Annotated in this window: 14 protein-coding genes; 7 read left to right on the forward strand and 7 right to left on the reverse strand. The window is 68.7% G+C overall.

Translation table 11 applies throughout. The features are described 5' to 3' along the window. Positions 1-114 precede the first annotated feature (114 nt). The 5 genes from sucD to VPA02S_RS20920 all read left to right on the forward strand — a co-directional run bounded on the left by sucD (position 115) and on the right by VPA02S_RS20920 (position 5,418). Positions 115-1,014 (forward strand): succinate--CoA ligase subunit alpha, encoded by a 900-nt coding sequence (gene sucD / locus VPA02S_RS20900; protein WP_027730507.1) that lies wholly within the window; start codon positions 115-117, stop codon positions 1,012-1,014. Positions 1,015-1,059: 45 nt separating this feature from the next. Then, positions 1,060-1,848 carry a fumarylacetoacetate hydrolase family protein gene (locus VPA02S_RS20905; RefSeq protein ID WP_062365477.1) on the forward strand — a complete coding sequence of 263 codons (789 nt, stop codon included), beginning with the start codon at positions 1,060-1,062 and terminating at the stop codon, positions 1,846-1,848. A 46-nt stretch (positions 1,849-1,894) separates the two neighbouring features. After that, on the forward strand, positions 1,895-2,908 hold the full coding sequence (locus VPA02S_RS20910) for a 2-dehydropantoate 2-reductase (RefSeq protein WP_062365478.1): 1,014 nt from the start codon (positions 1,895-1,897) through the stop codon (positions 2,906-2,908). A 77-nt stretch (positions 2,909-2,985) separates the two neighbouring features. Then, the gene (pyk, locus tag VPA02S_RS20915; protein WP_062365997.1) at positions 2,986-4,401 is read left to right on the forward strand and encodes a pyruvate kinase; all 1,416 of its coding nucleotides are present in this window, start codon (positions 2,986-2,988) and stop codon (positions 4,399-4,401) included. Positions 4,402-4,470: 69 nt separating this feature from the next. Beyond that, positions 4,471-5,418, forward strand: a complete 948-nt coding sequence (locus VPA02S_RS20920; RefSeq protein WP_027730510.1) for a LysR family transcriptional regulator — start codon at positions 4,471-4,473, stop codon at positions 5,416-5,418. Positions 5,419-5,460: 42 nt separating this feature from the next. Here the strand turns inward: VPA02S_RS20920 and VPA02S_RS32015 are convergent, their stop codons facing one another. After that, complete coding sequence (locus VPA02S_RS32015) at positions 5,461-5,625, reverse strand: hypothetical protein (protein ID WP_169804845.1); 165 nt, start codon at positions 5,623-5,625, stop codon at positions 5,461-5,463. Between the two features lie 515 nt (positions 5,626-6,140). Here VPA02S_RS32015 and oxlT point away from each other — a divergent pair. Beyond that, positions 6,141-7,424 carry an oxalate/formate MFS antiporter gene (oxlT, locus tag VPA02S_RS20925; protein ID WP_374987737.1) on the forward strand — a complete coding sequence of 428 codons (1,284 nt, stop codon included), beginning with the start codon at positions 6,141-6,143 and terminating at the stop codon, positions 7,422-7,424. Between the two features lie 48 nt (positions 7,425-7,472). On the opposite strand, the gene VPA02S_RS20930 is transcribed toward oxlT, so the two are convergent. Then, the gene (locus VPA02S_RS20930) at positions 7,473-7,709 is read right to left on the reverse strand and encodes a hypothetical protein (protein WP_027730511.1); all 237 of its coding nucleotides are present in this window, start codon (positions 7,707-7,709) and stop codon (positions 7,473-7,475) included. 113 nt (positions 7,710-7,822) lie between these two features. Here VPA02S_RS20930 and VPA02S_RS20935 point away from each other — a divergent pair, with 113 nt between their 5' ends. Next, complete coding sequence (locus VPA02S_RS20935) at positions 7,823-8,689, forward strand: LysR family transcriptional regulator (protein ID WP_062365480.1); 867 nt, start codon at positions 7,823-7,825, stop codon at positions 8,687-8,689. On the opposite strand, the gene VPA02S_RS20940 is transcribed toward VPA02S_RS20935, so the two are convergent. The 5 genes from VPA02S_RS20940 to VPA02S_RS20960 form a co-directional block, all read right to left on the reverse strand. Then, a complete protein-coding gene (locus VPA02S_RS20940) occupies positions 8,686-8,955 on the reverse strand; it encodes a hypothetical protein (protein WP_244883698.1) in 270 nt (89 codons plus the stop codon). The two genes, VPA02S_RS20935 and VPA02S_RS20940, sit on opposite strands and share 4 nt — an antisense overlap. A 109-nt stretch (positions 8,956-9,064) precedes the next feature. Next, entirely contained in the window at positions 9,065-13,150 is a 4,086-nt protein-coding gene (locus tag VPA02S_RS20945) for a translocation/assembly module TamB domain-containing protein (RefSeq protein ID WP_062365481.1), read from the reverse strand. A 14-nt stretch (positions 13,151-13,164) separates the two neighbouring features. Further along, positions 13,165-15,096: an autotransporter assembly complex protein TamA gene (locus VPA02S_RS20950; RefSeq protein WP_062365482.1), complete on the reverse strand. Its 1,932-nt coding sequence runs from the start codon at positions 15,094-15,096 to the stop codon at positions 13,165-13,167. Between the two features lie 71 nt (positions 15,097-15,167). After that, positions 15,168-16,355 (reverse strand): vWA domain-containing protein, encoded by a 1,188-nt coding sequence (locus tag VPA02S_RS20955; RefSeq protein ID WP_015867239.1) that lies wholly within the window; start codon positions 16,353-16,355, stop codon positions 15,168-15,170. 25 nt (positions 16,356-16,380) lie between these two features. Next, positions 16,381-16,977: a GNAT family N-acetyltransferase gene (locus VPA02S_RS20960; RefSeq protein WP_028256501.1), complete on the reverse strand. Its 597-nt coding sequence runs from the start codon at positions 16,975-16,977 to the stop codon at positions 16,381-16,383. Between the last annotated feature and the right edge of the window lie 8 nt (positions 16,978-16,985).

A 16,985-nucleotide genomic window follows, 5' to 3' on the forward strand; every position in this document is an offset into this window, starting at 1 on the left:
TCGGGTACTCCCCGCAGCGAAATAAAGGAGGAGGCGAAGCCGGGGGACATTCGCGGAGGGGAGTACCCGGTGGCCTGTGCACGCGCCCCGAAAAAGAACAACAGCGAGGCTGAAATGTCGATCCTCATCAACAAGCACACCCGCGTCATCACCCAGGGCATCACGGGAAAGACCGGCCAGTTCCACACCGCGATGTGCCGCGACTACGCCAACGGCCAGAAGTGCTTCGTCGCCGGCGTGAACCCCAACAAGGCGGGCAAGTCCTTCGACGGTATTCCGGTGTTCGGCACCGTGAAGGAAGCCAAGGCCGAGACCGGCGCCACCGTGTCCGTGATCTACGTGCCGCCGCCGTTTGCCGCCGCCGCCATTGATGAAGCAGTGGACGCGGGGCTCGAGCTTGTCGTGTGCATCACCGAAGGCATTCCGGTGCGCGACATGATCCGCACCCGCCATCGCATGGAGGGCAGCAAGACCCTGCTGCTCGGCCCCAACTGCCCGGGCCTCATCACGCCCGAGGAAATCAAGATCGGGATCATGCCCGGCCACATCCACCAGAAGGGCCGCATCGGCGTGGTCTCGCGCTCGGGCACGCTGACCTACGAGGCCGCGAGCCAGCTCGCGAGCTTCGGCATCGGGCAGTCGACCGTGGTGGGCATCGGCGGCGATCCGGTGGGCGGGCTGCGGCACATCGACGTGCTGAAGATGTTCAACGACGACCCGCGCACCGACGCCGTGATCATGGTCGGCGAGATCGGCGGCAGCGACGAAGAAACCTGCGCGCGCTGGATCAGCGAGCACATGCGAAAGCCCGTGGTCGGCTTCATCGCCGGTGCCAGCGCGCCGCCGGGCAAGCGCATGGGCCATGCGGGCGCCATCGTCTCGGGCGGCAAGGGAACGGCGCGGGAAAAACTGGCGGTGATGAAGGAGTGCGGCATCCACGTGACCGACAACCCGGCCGAGATGGGAAAGCTGCTCGCGTCGCTGGTGATCCCCGATTACCTGCCCTTCGACTGAACTGAACACAGAACCACTCCAACAGAAACCAAAGGAAGGCGCGACATGCAGCAGCAGCAACAGCAGCAACAACAACGATGGGTCCGTTTCGAACACGGCGGCGAAACGGGCTTCGGCACGCTCGAAGGCGACGCCGTGCACGAGCACCGCGGCAACATGTTCGACCGCCCGGAGCCGACCGGCCGCGTGTTCCTGCTCTCGGGCGTGCGGCTGCTCACGCCCACCGAGCCGACCAAGGTCATCGCGCTGTGGAACAACTTCCACGCGCTCGGCGAAAAGCTCAAGCTCGCGGTGCCGGCCGAGCCGCTTTACCTGCTGAAGGCGCCCAACTCCTACCTTGCGCCCGGCGCGCCCATCCGCAAGCCGCTGTGCGAGGGCAAGGTGGTGTTCGAGGGCGAGCTCGGCATCGTCATCGGCAAGGCCTGCACGGCCGTGTCCGAGGCGGATGCGCTCGGCCATGTGTTCGGCTACACCTGCGCCAACGACGTGACGGTGGCCGACATCCTGAACCGCGACGCGTCGTTCGCCCAGTGGGTGCGGGCCAAGGGCTTCGACACCTTCTGCCCGATGGGCCCGGTGGTGGCCACCGGCCTCGATCCCGCCGCGCTCACCGTCACCACGCTGCTCGATGGCGAGGTGCGGCAGAACTATCCGATCAGCGACATGCGCTTTTCGGTCCAGCAACTCGTGAGCCTGATCTCCCAGGACATGACCCTGCAACCCGGTGACGTGATCCTGTGCGGCACGTCCATCGGCGTCGGCTCGATGAAGCCCGGCAGCCTGGTCGAAGTGGAGATCGGCGGCATCGGCAGGCTCGGCAACCGCTTCGGCTGAGAGAGACCGACCTGCGCCGGAAGAATCAACAACCTTGGGGATCGACATGAAGATAGCAGTCATTGGAGCGGGCGCCATCGGCGGCCTGGTGGGCGCAAAGCTCGCCCTGGCCGGCGAGGACGTGACGTTCATCGTGCGCGGGAAGAATCTCGACGCCATTGCCACCCACGGCTTCAAGCTCATCGGAGCCGATGGCACGCAGCAGGTGGCGCGCAACGTCAAGGCCACCGACCGCTACGAGCAGGCGGGGCCGCAGGACATCGTCATCCTTGCGATGAAGGCGCACCAGGTCGAGGCGGTGGCCAACGACGTGCCCAGGCTCTTCGGGCCCGAGACCGTGGTGGTGACGATGCAGAACGGCATCCCGTTCTGGTACTTCCACAATCACGGCGGCGCGCTCGCGGGCACGCCGGTGCGCAGCGTCGACCCGAGCGGCCTGGTGGCCGCGAAGATCCCGGCCGAGCGCGTCATCGGCTGCGTGGTGTATCCCGCCTCCGAGCTCACGGCGCCGGGCGTGGTGAAGCACATCGAAGGCGACCGCTTCCCGGTGGGGGAACTCGACGGCTCTTCGAGCGAACGCGTGAACCGCGTCTCGGCCTGCCTGGGCGCGGCCGGCTTCAAGGCGCCGGTGCTCGACAACATCCGCGCCGAGATCTGGCTCAAGCTCTGGGGCAACCTGACTTTCAATCCGATCAGCAGCCTGTCGCACTCCACGCTGGTCGACATCTGCCAGTACCCGCCCTCGCGCGAGCTGGCTGCCGCGATGATGCGCGAGGCGCAAGCGGTGGCGCACAAGCTGGGCATCGAGTTCCGCGTGACGCTCGACAAGCGCATTGCGGGCGCCGAGAAGGTCGGCAAGCACAAGACCTCGATGCTGCAGGACGTGGAGGCCGGCCGCGCACCCGAGATCGATGCGCTGGTGGGCGCCGTGGTCGAGCTGGCCCGGCTCACCGACACGCCAACGCCGCACATCGACACCGTGTATTCCCTGGTCAAGCTGCTGGCGCGTACGATGGAAGAACAGCGCGGCCGCGTCTGCCTTCACGAGATGGCGGGCTAGCTCCCTCAGGCTGCGCAATCCGGCGCCGAGGAGGCGCCGGTCGTGCGCTGTGATCGATCGATGAAATGGAACGGATGATGCGACGTACACGCAGCGCGAAGATCGTGGCCACGCTGGGCCCTGCCACCACCGACGAGCCGGCCATCCGTGCCCTGTTCGAGCGCGGCGTGGATGTGTTCCGGCTCAACTTCAGCCATGGCACGCAGCATGACCATGCGCGCCGCCTCGACACCATCCGGCGGCTCGAGAAAGAGTTTGGCCGGCCGATCGGCGTGCTGCTCGACCTGCAGGGGCCGAAGCTGCGGCTGGGCACCTTCGAAGGTGGCCGCGCACAGCTCGATGCGGGTTCGCGCTTCAGGCTCGACATGGACGCCGCGAGCGGCAATGCGCGCCGCGCGCCGCTGCTGCATCCGGAAATTTTCGCGGCGCTGCAGGTGGGCACCGACCTGCTGCTCGACGACGGCAAGCTGCGGCTGCGCGTGGACAGCTTCGGCCCCGACTTTGCCGAGACCACGGTGCTGGTCGGCGGCCCGATTTCCGACCGCAAGGGCGTCAATGTGCCGAGCGTGGTGCTGCCGATCTCGCCGCTCACACCCAAGGACCTGGACGACCTGGCCTGCGGCCTGGCCATGGGCGTGGACTGGGTGGCGCTGTCCTTCGTGCAGCGCCCCGAAGACATCGAGGAGGCGCGCGCCATCATCGGCAAGCGCGCGTGGATCATGGCCAAGCTCGAGAAGCCCGCGGCCATCGACCACCTCGACGCGATCGTCGACCTGTGCGACGGCGTCATGGTGGCGCGCGGCGACCTCGGCGTGGAGCTGCCGCCCGAGCGCGTGCCCGAGCTGCAGCGCCTGATCGTGCGCGCCTGCCGCAAGCGCGGCAAGCCGGTGGTGGTGGCCACGCAGATGCTCGAGTCGATGATTGCCGCGCCGGTGCCCACGCGCGCCGAGGTGTCCGACGTGGCCACCGCCGTGTACGACGGCGTGGATGCGGTGATGCTGTCGGCCGAATCGGCCTCCGGAAAATATCCGCTCGAGGCCGTGGCCATGATGGACCGCATCATCTCGCGCGTGGAGGCCGATGCGTCCTACCGCATCGGCATCGACGCCACGCACGAGGCCTCGCTGTCGACCACGGCTGATGCGGTGTGCGCGTCGATGCGCCAGGTGGCCGCGCTGCTGGCGCCCGCCGCCACCGTCACCTACACCTCGTCGGGCTTCACCAGCCTGCGCGCCGCGCGCGAGCGGCCGGCCGTGCCCATCATCAGCCTCACGCCCGACGTGGCCACGGCGCGCCGCATGGCGATGGTGTGGGGCGTGCACGCGGTGCTGGTCGACGACGTGCACGACGTGGCCGAGATGATCGAGTGCGCCTGCCGCAACGCCTGCACCGAAGGCTTCGCGAGCAGCGGCCGCGACGTGGTGGTGGTTGCGGGCCTGCCGTTCGGGCTTTCGGGAACGACGAACCTGCTGCACGTCGCGCGCATACCCTAGGCGGTTCACGCGAGCGGACTCGGGCGCAGGTACGATGCCCGCTCGATTGCAGCAGCCACTTTTTTCCGAATGAAGCACGCGACCCTGCGCCAGTTGAAAGTCTTCGAAGCGGTGGCGCGGCTGCTGAGCTTCTCGCGCGCGGCGGAGGAGCTTCACCTGACGCAGCCGGCCGTTTCCACGCAGGTGCGCAAGCTCGAGGAACACGCGGGCAATGCACTGTTCGAGCAGTTCGGCAAGAAGATCTACCTGACGCCGGCCGGCACCGAGCTGCTGCAGATCAGCCGCGCCATCATCCAGCAGTTCGAGGCGGCCGAGAACGCGATGCTGCAGTTCAACGGCGTCTCGGGCGGCAAGCTCAACGTGGGCGTGATCAGCGCGGGCGACTACTTCTTTCCGCGCCTCCTGGTGGAGTTTGCGAGCCGGCACCGCGGCGTCACGCTGAACTTCACGGTGCACAACCGCGAAGGGCTCATGACCCACATCGCCGAGAACCTCACCGACCTGGCGATCATGGTGCGCCCGCCGACCGACCTGGACACCGTCAACCAGCCGTTCGCGCCGCATCCCTACGTGATCGTCGCGGCGCCCAGCCACCCGCTGGTGGGCGTGCCGCGCATCCCGCTCGCGCGGCTCATGCGCGAGCCCTTCGTGGTGCGCGAGAAGGCCTCGGACACCTGGCATTCGATGGAGGAGGGCTTCGGCGGCGACCTGCGCGGCATCAACATCGCGATGGAGATCCGCAGCACCGAGACCATCAAGCAGGCCGTGATCGCGGGCATGGGCGTGAGCTTCGTGTCGGCCCACACCATCAGCCAGGAGCTGCGCGCCGGCAGCCTGCGCGTGCTCGACGTCGAGGGCTTTCCGCTGATGCTCAACTGGTACGTGGTGCACCGGCGCAGCAAGCGGCTGCCGCCGGTGGCGCAGGCCTTCAAGGACTTCCTGCTGGCCGACGGACCCGCGCTCATTTCGCAGATCGTGCCGTTCGGAAGCCCCAACGAAAAAGAGCGCGGCGAGTAACTCGCGCGCGCTCTTCGATGAGAGTGAATGGGCTGCTGCGGCTCAACGCTGCACGGCCGCCGAACGGCGCTGCATCAGCGCGGCGCGTGCGGCCTTGTAGAAGATCACGATGGGCATTGCGGCGAACAGATCGCGCATCGCATTGTTGGCGGTCGACGACGAGGCGGGTGTGCGGAAGGCGCTGGAATTCAGGGTGGTGTGGCTCATGAGAGGCTCCAGGAAGATTGAATCGAAAAGACTGAAGGGATTACCCTCGATTTTAGGGTTTACCCTAGACGAGCGCAAACGCGATTTTTGCGTTTCTTGACCTAGGTCAATTTTTTCGGACGCAAACGGGTCCTGCATGCGCGGGCTCCTGCAGCGCCTCGCGGGGCCTTCCGGCAGGCGCGCAACGCGCATCGGCACGCACCCAGCACCCCTTCGCGAACCATCGAAGCTTCGAACCCGCTAGGGATACCACGGGGGTCTCGCGAGAGCGCGATTCGAATGAACTTGACTGCGGTCAAGAGTTTTTGGGGCGCTCGGTCCGACAGTCATTCACGCGCAGAAACTGGCGATCCCACTGCCGTGTAGCGATGTCAAAAAAAGCCTCGTCGCCTGTCGATGCGCATCGATCGCTCGACTGATTGCTCCGTATTCGCAGCCTGTCGGAATTCAACGAAAACACTTAGGACAACTCCATGACCCGGCCCACCTCCACGATCGCAGGTTCCAATCCTGCGATGTATTCCCCATCCGAAACCTACGGCACCGGCGCGACCCGTTCCGAGGCCTACCGATGGGGCCAGCTGCTGATCGGCATCGTCTGCATGGCGATGATCGCCAACCTGCAATACGGCTGGACGCTGTTCGTCAATCCGATCGCGGAGAAGCACGGCTGGAGCCGCGCCGCCATCCAGGTGGCCTTCACCATCTTCGTGCTCACGGAAACATGGCTCGTGCCGATCGAAGGCTACCTCGTCGACCGCTTCGGCCCGCGGTCGGTGGTGCTGGTGGGCGGCATCCTGTGCGGCCTCGGCTGGGTGATCAACTCGGTGGCTTCCACGCTGCCGCTGCTCTACATTGCGGCGGCCATCGGAGGCATCGGCGCGGGCGCGGTGTACGGCACCTGCGTGGGCAATGCGCTCAAGTGGTTTCCCGACCGGCGCGGCCTTGCGGCCGGCATGACGGCCGCGGGCTTCGGCGCAGGCTCGGCGCTCACCATCATCCCTATCTCCGCGATGATCCGCACCAGCGGCTACGAGGCGGCGTTCCTGTATTTTGGGATCGGGCAGGGACTCATCGTGTTCCTGCTCGCATGGATGCTGACCCGCGCGCCCCACCACGCGAAGGCATCGAACAGCCGCAACGTGCAGCAGGCGGGCCGCGACTACGCGCCCTCCGAGGTGCTGCGCTCGCCCGTCTTCTGGGTGATGTACGCGATGTTCGTGATGGTGGCCGCGGGCGGCCTCATGGCCACCGCCCAGCTCGCGCCGATCGCGCAGGACTTCAAGATCATGGACGTGCCCGTCAACATCATGGGCCTGGTGCTGCCCGCGCTGACCTTCGCGCTGGCGATCGACCGCGTGCTCAACGGACTCACGCGGCCCTTCTTCGGCTGGGTGTCCGACAAGATCGGGCGCGAGCAGACGATGTTCATTGCGTTCGCGCTCGAGTCGGTGGGCATCCTGATGCTCTATCACTACGGCCACAACCCGATCCTCTTCGTGGTGCTCACCGGCATCGTGTTCTTTGCCTGGGGCGAGATCTACAGCCTCTTTCCTTCGACCTGCGCCGACACCTTCGGCTCCAGGTACGCGGCGTCCAACGCCGGCATGCTCTACACCGCCAAGGGCACGGCCTCGCTGCTGGTGCCGCTGTCCAGCGTGCTTGCGGCAGCCACAGGCAGCTGGCAGGCCGTCTTCATTGCCGCGAGCGCGGTCAATGCGGCTGCGGCGCTGCTGGCCTGGTTCGTGTTGCGGCCGATGCGGCGCAAGCACATCGAGCAGAGCCGGCTTTCTTCGTAGTCTGTTCATGGTTCGTGCGGCAGGCCAACAGCCGCGCCGCACGCCGCCTCAGCGCAGGCCGATGCGCGAGGCGCGCGAGCGCAGCAGCTCGGCCTGCGCCGGATCCGTCGGCTCGATGTCGTCCGCCGCAACCTGCAGCGCGCGCATCTGCTCCACCTCGCCGATGATCTTGTTCGGGCTCAGCAGGGCCTCGACGAGCATCAGGGTTTCGTCGAGCAGCCCCTTGAAGGCGTCGGCAAGGCTTTCGGCGGCACCGGCATGGAATGGTTCGCGAACGGTGGACATCGATCAACTCCTGGTTGCTTGGGATGCCTTCATCTTGGGCCCGCGTTCGCATCAAGTAAAACGATATTAATTGCCAGTTGAGTGCAAAATTTATGCACTCAAAAGGATGCGGCATGGACATCAACCTGGCCCGGACTTTCCTCGAGATCGTGGACACGCGCAGCTTCCAGCGCGCCGCCGAGCGGCTGCACGTCACGCAGACTTCGGTGAGCGCGCGCGTGCGAACGCTCGAGGAGCTGCTGGGCCGACCGCTCTTCGTGCGCAACAAGGCGGGCGCGGTGCTCACCGCGGCCGGCGAGCAGTTCCTGCCGCACGCCACCATCCTGGTGCAGGTGTGGGAGCGCGCGCGCCACCAGGTAGCGGTGCCCGTCGGCAGCCGCGCGGTGCTTGCCATCGGCTGCGAGATCAGCCTGTGGGATCCGCTGCTGCTGCAATGGCTGCTGTGGATGCGCACGGCCGCGCCGCAACTGGCCATCCGCACCGAGGTCGGCTTTCCGCACGACCTGCTCGACAAGGTGGCCGCGGGCGTGCTCGACATGGCCATTGCCTACGCGCCGCAGCAGCGGCCGGGCCTGCGCGTGGAGCTGCTCATCGAGGAGAAGCTGGTCATGGTCACGACCGCGCAGCATCCGCGCGTGCCGCGGCCGGCGGACTATGTGTATGTGGACTGGGGCCCGGAGTTCGCGGCGCAGCACGGCCTCGCGTTTCCCGAGCTCTCCAACGCCGCGGTGAGCGCCGGGCTCGGGCCGCTCGGGCGCGAGTATCTGTTGGCCGCGGGCGGCACCGGCTACTTCCGGCACGACGTGGTGCGCAGCCACCTCGAGTCGGGCCGGCTGCGCCGCGTGCCCGGCACGCCGGAGTTTCTTTATCCGGCCTATGCGGTGTATGCGGTGGGAGCGGACGCGGCCATCGTCGATCCCGCGCTTGCGGGCCTCAGGCAAGTGGTCAAGGCGAAGCCGGAGGTCCAGGCGGAGGCCTAGCCGGCCAGCATGTGCCGCGCGCGCTCCACGCGCTCTTCATGCGACTGCAGCAGCGACTCGTAGTACAGGCACAGCGGCATGGCAACGAACACCATGCCCGCCACGTAGACGATCAGGCCCATCAGCGGAAAGTCGTCGCCTCCCCAGTAGGGAAGGGACGCCACCGCGGCGCCTGCTGCAATGACTGCAATCACGCACTGCAGCGCGTGGCGCAAGAACGTGGTTCGCGAGTAGCCCGGTGGGTCGTACTTCTGACGGTCCAGCATGGAACACTCGCCCTTGTCTCCTTCACCGTGCATCGTCGTTCCTTGTTAGAAGGGCGTTAACGATTTTTAACCCTGTGAATTACCGCGGTCAAGGCGGCAGACCCGCAGCTCAGTCGTACTTGAGCGTGTAGATCAGGTCGAGCCCGCTGGTCTGGCCGGCCTGTCCGCGCAGCGTGAGGCGCTGCGTCAGGTCGTAGAAGATGAAGATGGTGCCGAAGGTGCCGCCCAGGCTGCGTTCGTAGGTGAGATAGAAATCCTTCGACAGCCGCTTGCCGAGCGTGACCGCCGATTCGCGCAGGTCGCCGCCGCTGCCGGGGCCCTTGAAGCCGAGTTCGTCCAGGCCGAAGCGGCCGGCCAGGCTGCCGCCGCTCGTGCCCTTGCTGACGTGGCCGATCAAAGCGAGCGCCGCCTGCTGCAGCAGCGCCGATTCGCCGCCGCTGGTGGCCGAGGCGCGGCCGAGCACCACCCACGAGAGCGTCTCCGCGTCGGACAGCGCGGGCTCCGAATAGAGCTTGACGCGCGGCGACTGCGCGGTGCCCGTGATCTGCACGCCGGCGCGCTGCGAGATGTTGGGCCGGATCGCCAGGATGTCGAGCGCGGGATTGTCGAAGGGCCCGTTGAAGCGGGCCACGCCGGTTTCCACGTCGAGCTGCTGGCCGTAGGCGCGGTACTGGCCCTTCACGGTCTTCACTTCGCCGGTGATGCGCGGCGGCGCATCGAGGCGCGTGCTGCGGATCTCCAGGTCGCCCTCGAGCCGCGTTGTGATGCCGCGCCCCTGCACCGCGAAGTCGTCGCCCAGGTCGAAGTTCACCACGATGTCGGGCGGCTTCGCGGTCTGCGGCCTGGCGGCCTGCGCCTCGTTGCGCGCGGCGTCGCGCTGGGCCTGCTCGGCCATCTCGCGGTCCTTGGCGGCGGAGCGCACCACCACGTCGGTGCCCAGGCTCGGCGCGGTCTCGTCGGGCAGGATGATCACCGCGCGGTCGGTCCTGAGCTTGCCGCGCACGCTGAACTGGCCGGCGTCCAGGCGCGCCTGCAGGTTGCCCGAGAGCGTGAGCTGCCGGTCGGTGCGCACCAGCACCCGCAGCGCGCGCAGGTCGGCCTGCAGCGCCATGCGGATGCCTGTGCCCGAGGCGCCGGCCGCGCCCCAGGCCATGTCGCCGCGCGCCGAGAGCGAGCCGCCGTCGCTCGCGGCCTGGCTGGCCGCGGTGCTGCGGTTGCCGCTCTGGCCGCCGATGCGCACCGTGCTGCCGGCGCCGCCCTTGAGCGTGAATTCGGTGATCTCGATGCGCTCTCCGGTGAGCGTGGCGCGCAGCCGGCCGTCGCGCAGGTCGAGCCCTTCGACCGGCGCGCGCAGCGCGAGCTTGTCGGCGCCCAGCGTGCCGTTCCAGCGCGGCGCTGCGCGGTTGCCCGAGAGCGCGGCATCGGCGTCCAGCGTGCCCGCCACGCGCCAGCCGGGCGGCGCGAGCATCGACCACACGCCAAGGTTGGGCAGCGTGGCCTTGATGTTGCCGGCCAGCGGCGCATCGGGCGCCCATTGCCAGCCGCCCGCGCGCTGCTGCATGCGCGTGTTGAGCTCTGCACCGATCTTGCCCGCGCGTTCGCTGTCCCAAGCCAGCGTGGCGCGCACGGCCTCGCCCTGCGCATCGAGCCGCAGTTCGGCCTGGCGCAGGCCGGCCGGCGTGCTGGGCGCGGTGCCCTGCGCGGTGGCGGAATTCATTGTGCGCTCGCTGGCCGTGCCGGTGCCGCGGCTCGTGATGCGCGTGACCAGCGCGGCCTCGCCCGCCTGCACGCGGATGTCGCCGCTCTGGCGTGCGATCCGCGCATGGGCGCGCAGGGTGTCGCCGGCGTCGATGTCCCAGTCGCCGTCGAACACGAGGTCGCCGCTCACGCCGATCTCGTTGAAGGTGGCGCTGGCGCCGAAGGCCTCGGCCCAGGCCATCGGAAGGCCCTGCAGCTTGCCCTTGGACTGCAGGCGGAAGGCCTGGTCCGGGGCCGCGCCGCTTCGGGTGAAGCGCAGCGGCTGCCACTCGATGCGCACGGTGCCAGGTGCCGGGCCGCGCAAGGTGGCGGCAGCGGCCGAGGCTTCGAGATCGAGCCGGCTGCTGCTGCCGCTTCCGCTGGTCTTGAGGGTGGCGGTGAGCTCGCGGCCGAGCTCCAGCGTCCAGGGCGCGCTGGCGGTGGCGGGCTTCGCGCTGTCCTGGGCCTGCAGGCGCAGGCTGGCGAGCGCTGCGCGCCATTGGTTGGGCCCTGCAAGGCCGCCGCTCGCGCGCGCGTCGAGCGTGAGCTTCTGCGTGCCGGTGCTGGCTTCGCCCTGCAGCGCGAGCGTGGCCTGCGCCAGGCTGCCGGCAAGGTCCGCGTGCAGGCCCTTGAGCTGGACGGTGGAGGCCGCTGCGTTGCCATTGCCCTCGGCAGCCGGCATGCGCAGCTCCAGGCGCGGCACGCCGAGCACGGCCTTGAGGCTGGGCTCCGCAATGCCGCGCTGGGCCGGCGCATTGGGGTTCTCGAGCCGGCGCTGGATGGTCTGCCAGCCGCCCTGCCAGCTGGCGTCGAGCTGCGCGGAGCCCTTGGCGGACTTGCCCGCGAACAGCTTCGACATCTGGGGCAGGCCTTCGATCCAGCGCTGCACGGCTTCGGCGTCGTCGATGCGCGCCTTGATCTCGCCGGCCCCTTGTGCGGGCGCGATGCGGCCTTCGAGCTGCGCGCCACCGCCCGGCAGCGTGAGGTCGAGCTTGCCGCTCGCGGCCTGCTCGGCCACGCGCACCTGCAACCGGCCCCCGATGCTGGCGCGTTCGGCTTCGACGCGCAGCGTGCGCAGGTCCAGCACCTGGTTCTTCCACTGGCCCTGGGCGAGCACGCGGTCGAGGCCGAAGCCGGGCATGGCCGCGCTGCCGGCACCGCCTTGGGCCCGCAGCGCGAGGTCGAAGCCGATGGTGTCCTCGCGCTGCTGCGCCGTGGCCGTGCCGTTGATCGGCGCGCCCGACAGCTCGCTGTGCAGCAGGCCGGGCCGCACGCCGCGCACGGTGGCGCGCGCCTGCCAGGGTGCGGGCGCGGGGCTCCAGCGGCCTTCGGCATCGATGCGGCCGCCGCCCGCGCGCAGCGTGGCTTCGGGCACGGTCCAGCTGGTGCCGTCGAAGCCCACGCGCGCCTCGACCTGTTCGAGCGGCAGCGCGCCCTTGTCCCAGGGCCCGGGCAGCGCGTTGCGGATGCTGGCCGAGGCCTGCCAGGCGGCGGGTCCGGTGGCCGCGTCGGGCTGCAGCGCCACCGTGCCGGTCAGCCGCGTGCGCGGTGCGCCGGGCCAGAGGCTGGCCGCATCGACGTTGCGCAGGTCGGCCTTGGCATCGATGACGGGCTGCGGCAGCCAGGGCGCGACGTTCGCCTGCAGCTTTGCTTCCATCGGGGCCTCGGCATCGGGCTCGGACGGCTTCAGTTCGGCGGCCACCTGCAGCCGCGCGCCGGTGCCGGCAAGCGTGCCCTTGATGGCGGCCTGGGCCAGCACCTCGATGCTGCGGCCTTCGGCCAGCGGTGCCTTCACGCGGCCGTCGAGCGTGGCGTCGAGCGCCATCGGCGCGGGCCCTTGCAGCTTGACGCGCGCGCTGTAGTGGCCGTCGGCAATGTCGACGCCCTTGACCTCCAGCCGATGCTCCGCGCCGGTGTAGCGGTAGCTGCCCGCGAGCTGGCTGGCCTGAAGCGCGGGCGGGCCGGTCCAGCGCAGCTCGTCGATGCGGAACGGCAGCTCGACCTCGATCGGCAGCGCGAGCTGTTCGAGCGGCTCGGTGGGCGTGTCGCTCGGCGGGCCGCGGCGTTCGATGAGCAGGCGCGCCGCATGCACTTCGCCGAGCTGCAGCTTGCGCTGGAACAGCGGCGCGAGCTGCCAGCCGACGCTTGCCTCCTGCACCTCGACCGCCAGCTTGTCGCTTTGCCAGCGCAGCCAGCCGATGCGCCCGCCGGTGCGCAGCGAGCCCGTGACCTCGCGGCTTTCGAGCGTCTGCCCGGCGGGCAAATAGCGCGCGGCCTTGGCGAGCGCGAAGGCCAGCGACTGGTTGGAGCCGATCCACCACCACGCGGCCGCGCCGACCACGAGCACCAGCGCGAGCAGGCCCGCGAACATCCAGCCCAGCGCACGCAGCGCGCGCCGCGTGCGCGAGCGCCGTGCGCGTGCCGGTAGCGTGGACTGGGGTTCGGCGTCGGTCTGCATCGATGCGTGCGCGTTCAGAAAGTGAAGCCCAGGCGAAAGTGCAGGCGGAACTTGCGCGTGTCCACGCCATAGGCGAGGTCGGCCTGCACCGGCCCGACCGGGCTGCGCCAGCGCGCGCCCACGCCCACGCCGACCTTCGGCTTGAGCTCGCCGGGCTTGTCGGCCACGGCGCCGGCGTCGGCAAACACCACGCTCTCCCATTCGGTGAGCTTGTCCTTGTAGACGAAGGGCCGCTGCCATTCGACGCTCACCACGCCCAGGTAGCGGCCGGCCACGATCTGGCCGTCGCTGCGCACGGTGCCGATCTGGCGGTAGCTGTAGCCGCGCACGGTGGTGTCGCCGCCCGTGAGGAACATCAGCGTGGAGGGAATCTGCGCGCTGTCCTTGGCGGACACGGCACCGGCTTCGGCGCGCAGCTGCAGCCGGCTGCGGCGCGCCAGCGTGTCGGCGTCGCGGTCTTCGGCGAAGCCCAGCGGCAGCACGCCGAGCCAGCGCGCATAGGTGCGCGTGAAGGGCAGGCGCTCGCCGGTCAGCGTGTAGCCGGCGCCCAGTTCGAGCGCCAGGCCGAAGCCGCGCGTGGGCGCGGCGTTGTCGTCGAAATAGCGGCCGGTCCAGCCCCAGTTGGCGGTCACGGCGGAGGCCGAGGGCGGGGCGTTGATGCCGCGGTTCTGCGCATAGTCGTACTGCAGGAAGTAGCTGCGGTCGATGTGGCCGCTGGACTTGCTGCGCCCGCTGCGCAGCCGGCCGCTGTCGACCACGTAGCTGCCCGAGGTTTCGCTCTTGAGCCCGGCGCCCGCGAACCAGCGCCATCCGCGGTCATCGGGAATGGCGTTCCACTCGGTGCCCAGCGACTTGATGTCGCGGTCCACCGACAGCCGCGACACGGCGCGCCAGCCGAGCAGCGGCAGCCGGTTGTGGATGTGGTCCACCGACAGCCGCGGGCCGTTGTCGGTGGTGAAGCCCGCGCCCAGCACCACCTTCTGCATCGGCGCTTCGCGCAGCTGCGCAATCACCGGGGCGGCCAGCGGCGTGCCGCTCTCGGTGTCGAGCGTGAGGAACACCGAGTCGTAATAGCCGCTGCTGGCCAGGCGCTGCTGGGCATCGAGCAGCTTCTGCTGGTCGTAGTCGGTGCCGGTGGGAAGCTGCGCGATGCGGCGCGCGCCGTCGGCGTCGTAGCGCTCGGTGCCGCGCAGCACGAGCGGGCCGAAGCGGTAGGCCGGGCCCGACTGGTAGGTGACGCTGAGGCGGGCCTCGTGCCGGTCGGCATCGACCTCGGCGCGGCTCACTTCGACGCTGCCGGTGGGAAAGCGCCTGGCCGTGAGGCTGCGCAATGCAATGGTCTTGGCGTTGTCCCAGCCCTGCTGCGTGAAGGGCTGGCCCGGGCGCAGCGTCCAGCCGGTGCGGATCGAATCGCGCTGGGCCTCGGCCGTGGGGTCGTTTGCAATGGCGCCGCCGTAGCTGATCTGCACGTTGCTCACGCGCGTGAGTTCGCCCGGCTCCACCGTGATGACGATCTCGCGCGGCGCCTTGTCGCTGGCCGGCGTCTCGTTGAGCTCCAGCGTCAGCGTGGGCGTGAAATAGCCCAGCGTGCCGAGCAGTTCGCGCGCATTGCCTTCGGCCGCCACCATGAGCCGCGAGATCTCGGTGGCGCCCAGGTCGTCGAGCGTGCGGTAGCGCTGGATGTCCAGGTGCAGCGTGAGGTACTCGCGCACCGTGTCGGGCCCGCGCACCTCGACGGTGAAGGCGTCGCGCCGCGGCCCGCTTCGCTCGCTGTCCTTGCGGTCCGCATCGGCGGCCGCGCCGTCGCTGCGCACCAGCGCGGGGGTGGCCGTGTCCTGCGCGCTGTCCTTCTTCGGCAGCAGGCTGCATCCCTGCAAGAGCAGGACGCCGCAAAAAAGCAAGGCCGGCAACCACGCCGGCGCAATGACTGGAACCACCCTGAGCATGGGCGGATTTTGACAGCAAGGCGGGCCGGTTCCGTAAGCATCCGGAAACAGTTCCGGGCTTCGCACCGGCCTTACTTAGAAAGCATTCGCATTGCTTCTTCGAGGCCGCGCAGCGTGAGCGGGTACATGCGGTTGGACATGAGCTGCTGCATCACCGCGATGCTCTGGCGGTACTGCCACACGCCCTGCGGCTCGGGGTTGATCCAGGCGAACTTGGGGAAGGTGTGCGTGAGGCGCTGGATCCATTCGGCGCCGGCTTCCTCGTTGTTGTACTCGACGCTGCCGCCGGGCTGCAGGATCTCGTAGGGGCTCATGGTCGCGTCGCCGACGAAGATGAGCTTGTAGTCCTTGTTGTACTTGCGCAGGATGTCCCAGGTCGCGAACTTCTCGGAGAAGCGGCGCTTGTTGTTCTTCCACATGAAGTCGTAGACGCAGTTGTGGAAGTAGAAGAACTCCAGGTGCTTGAACTCGGTCTTGACGGCCGAGAACAGCTCCTCCACGCGCTGGATGTGCTCGTCCATGGTGCCGCCCACGTCCATCAGCAGCAGCACCTTGACGTTGTTGTGGCGCTCGGGCCGCATCTTGATGTCGAGGTAGCCGGCATTGGCCGCGGTCGAGTGGATGGTGTCGTCCAGGTCCAGCTCTTCCTCGTGGCCCTCGCGCGCGAACTTGCGCAGCCGCCGCAGCGCCACCTTGATGTTGCGCGTGCCGAGCTCCTGGCTGTCGTCGTAGTCTTTATAGGCGCGCTGGTCCCACACCTTCACGGCGCTCTTGTTCTTGCCCGCGCCGCCGATGCGCACGCCCTGCGGGTTGTAGCCGCCGTGGCCGAAGGGCGAGGTGCCGCCGGTGCCGATCCACTTGTTGCCGCCCTCGTGGCGCTCCTTCTGCTCCTCGAAGCGCTTCTTGAGCGTTTCCATGAGCTCGTCCCAGCCCATCTTCTCGATCTTGGCCTTTTCCTCGGCCGTGAACTCGCGCTCCAGCGTCTTGCGCAGCCAGTCGAGCGGCACTTCCTTGGTGAAGTCGGCCAGCATCTCCACGCCCTTGAAGTAGGCGGCAAAGGCGCGGTCGAACTTGTCGTAGTGCTTCTCGTCCTTGACCAGCGCGGTGCGCGAGAGATAGTAGAAGTCGTCCAGGCCGAAGGCGCCGTCGGAGTTGGGCCCCACCACGTCGGCCTGCAGCGCCTCGAGCAGCGTGAGGTATTCCTTGACCGAGACCGGCAGCTTGGCCGAGCGCAGCGTGTAGAAGAAATCGATCAGCATGGTCGGGCTTTCCTTGGGCTTCTCTTCAGCTTCGCGGCTTGTCGAGCAGGTAGAGCAGCTGGGCCTTCACCTCGGGCCACTCGCCCGCGGCAAGGCTGTACATCACGGTGTCGCGGATGGTGCCGTCGCGGCGCATCGCATGGCCGCGGATCACGCCGTCCTTCTTGGCGCCGAGCCGCTCGATGGCGCGCTGCGAAGCAAAGTTGAAATTGTCGGTGCGCCAGCCCACCACGTTGCAGCCGAGGGTATCGAAGGCGTGCGTCAGCATGAGCAGCTTGCAGGTGGTGTTGACGTGGGTGCGCTGACAGCGCCGGGCGTACCAGGTGTAGCCGATCTCCACGCGCTTCACGGCCGGCAGGACGTCATGGAAGCTGGTGCTGCCGAGCACGGTGCCGGTTTCGGCTTCGGTCACGGCAAACGCGAAGCGGTGGCCGGCCTCGCGCCCCTGCAGCGCGGTTTCGATGTAGGCGCGGGTTTCGTGCGGCTCGGGCACGGAGGTGACGCGCAGCTTCCAGAGCTCGCCGTCGGCCGCGGCGGCGCGCAGGCCCTCTTCATGATCGAGCGAGAGCGGCACCAGCGCGAGGTCGCGGGCCTTCAGCGTGACAGGTTCGACGAACGCCATTTCGCGGG

The organism is Variovorax paradoxus NBRC 15149 (assembly GCF_001591365.1).
Classification (GTDB): domain Bacteria; phylum Pseudomonadota; class Gammaproteobacteria; order Burkholderiales; family Burkholderiaceae_C; genus Variovorax; species Variovorax paradoxus.

Bases quoted from the DNA above. Each gene is read 5' to 3' on its own strand.
- sucD (WP_027730507.1), top strand. From the start codon at position 115: ATGTCGATCCTCATCAACAAGCACACCCGCGTCATCACCCAGGGCATC.
- VPA02S_RS20905 (WP_062365477.1), top strand. From the start codon at position 1,060: ATGCAGCAGCAGCAACAGCAGCAACAACAACGATGGGTCCGTTTCGAA.
- VPA02S_RS20910 (WP_062365478.1), top strand. From the start codon at position 1,895: ATGAAGATAGCAGTCATTGGAGCGGGCGCCATCGGCGGCCTGGTGGGC.
- pyk (WP_062365997.1), top strand. From the start codon at position 2,986: ATGCGACGTACACGCAGCGCGAAGATCGTGGCCACGCTGGGCCCTGCC.
- VPA02S_RS20920 (WP_027730510.1), top strand. From the start codon at position 4,471: ATGAAGCACGCGACCCTGCGCCAGTTGAAAGTCTTCGAAGCGGTGGCG.
- VPA02S_RS32015 (WP_169804845.1), bottom strand. From the start codon at position 5,625: ATGAGCCACACCACCCTGAATTCCAGCGCCTTCCGCACACCCGCCTCG.
- oxlT (WP_374987737.1), top strand. From the start codon at position 6,141: ATGTATTCCCCATCCGAAACCTACGGCACCGGCGCGACCCGTTCCGAG.
- VPA02S_RS20930 (WP_027730511.1), bottom strand. From the start codon at position 7,709: ATGTCCACCGTTCGCGAACCATTCCATGCCGGTGCCGCCGAAAGCCTT.
- VPA02S_RS20935 (WP_062365480.1), top strand. From the start codon at position 7,823: ATGGACATCAACCTGGCCCGGACTTTCCTCGAGATCGTGGACACGCGC.
- VPA02S_RS20940 (WP_244883698.1), bottom strand. From the start codon at position 8,955: ATGCTGGACCGTCAGAAGTACGACCCACCGGGCTACTCGCGAACCACG.
- VPA02S_RS20945 (WP_062365481.1), bottom strand. From the start codon at position 13,150: ATGCAGACCGACGCCGAACCCCAGTCCACGCTACCGGCACGCGCACGG.
- VPA02S_RS20950 (WP_062365482.1), bottom strand. From the start codon at position 15,096: ATGCTCAGGGTGGTTCCAGTCATTGCGCCGGCGTGGTTGCCGGCCTTG.
- VPA02S_RS20955 (WP_015867239.1), bottom strand. From the start codon at position 16,355: ATGCTGATCGATTTCTTCTACACGCTGCGCTCGGCCAAGCTGCCGGTC.
- VPA02S_RS20960 (WP_028256501.1), bottom strand. From the start codon at position 16,977: ATGGCGTTCGTCGAACCTGTCACGCTGAAGGCCCGCGACCTCGCGCTG.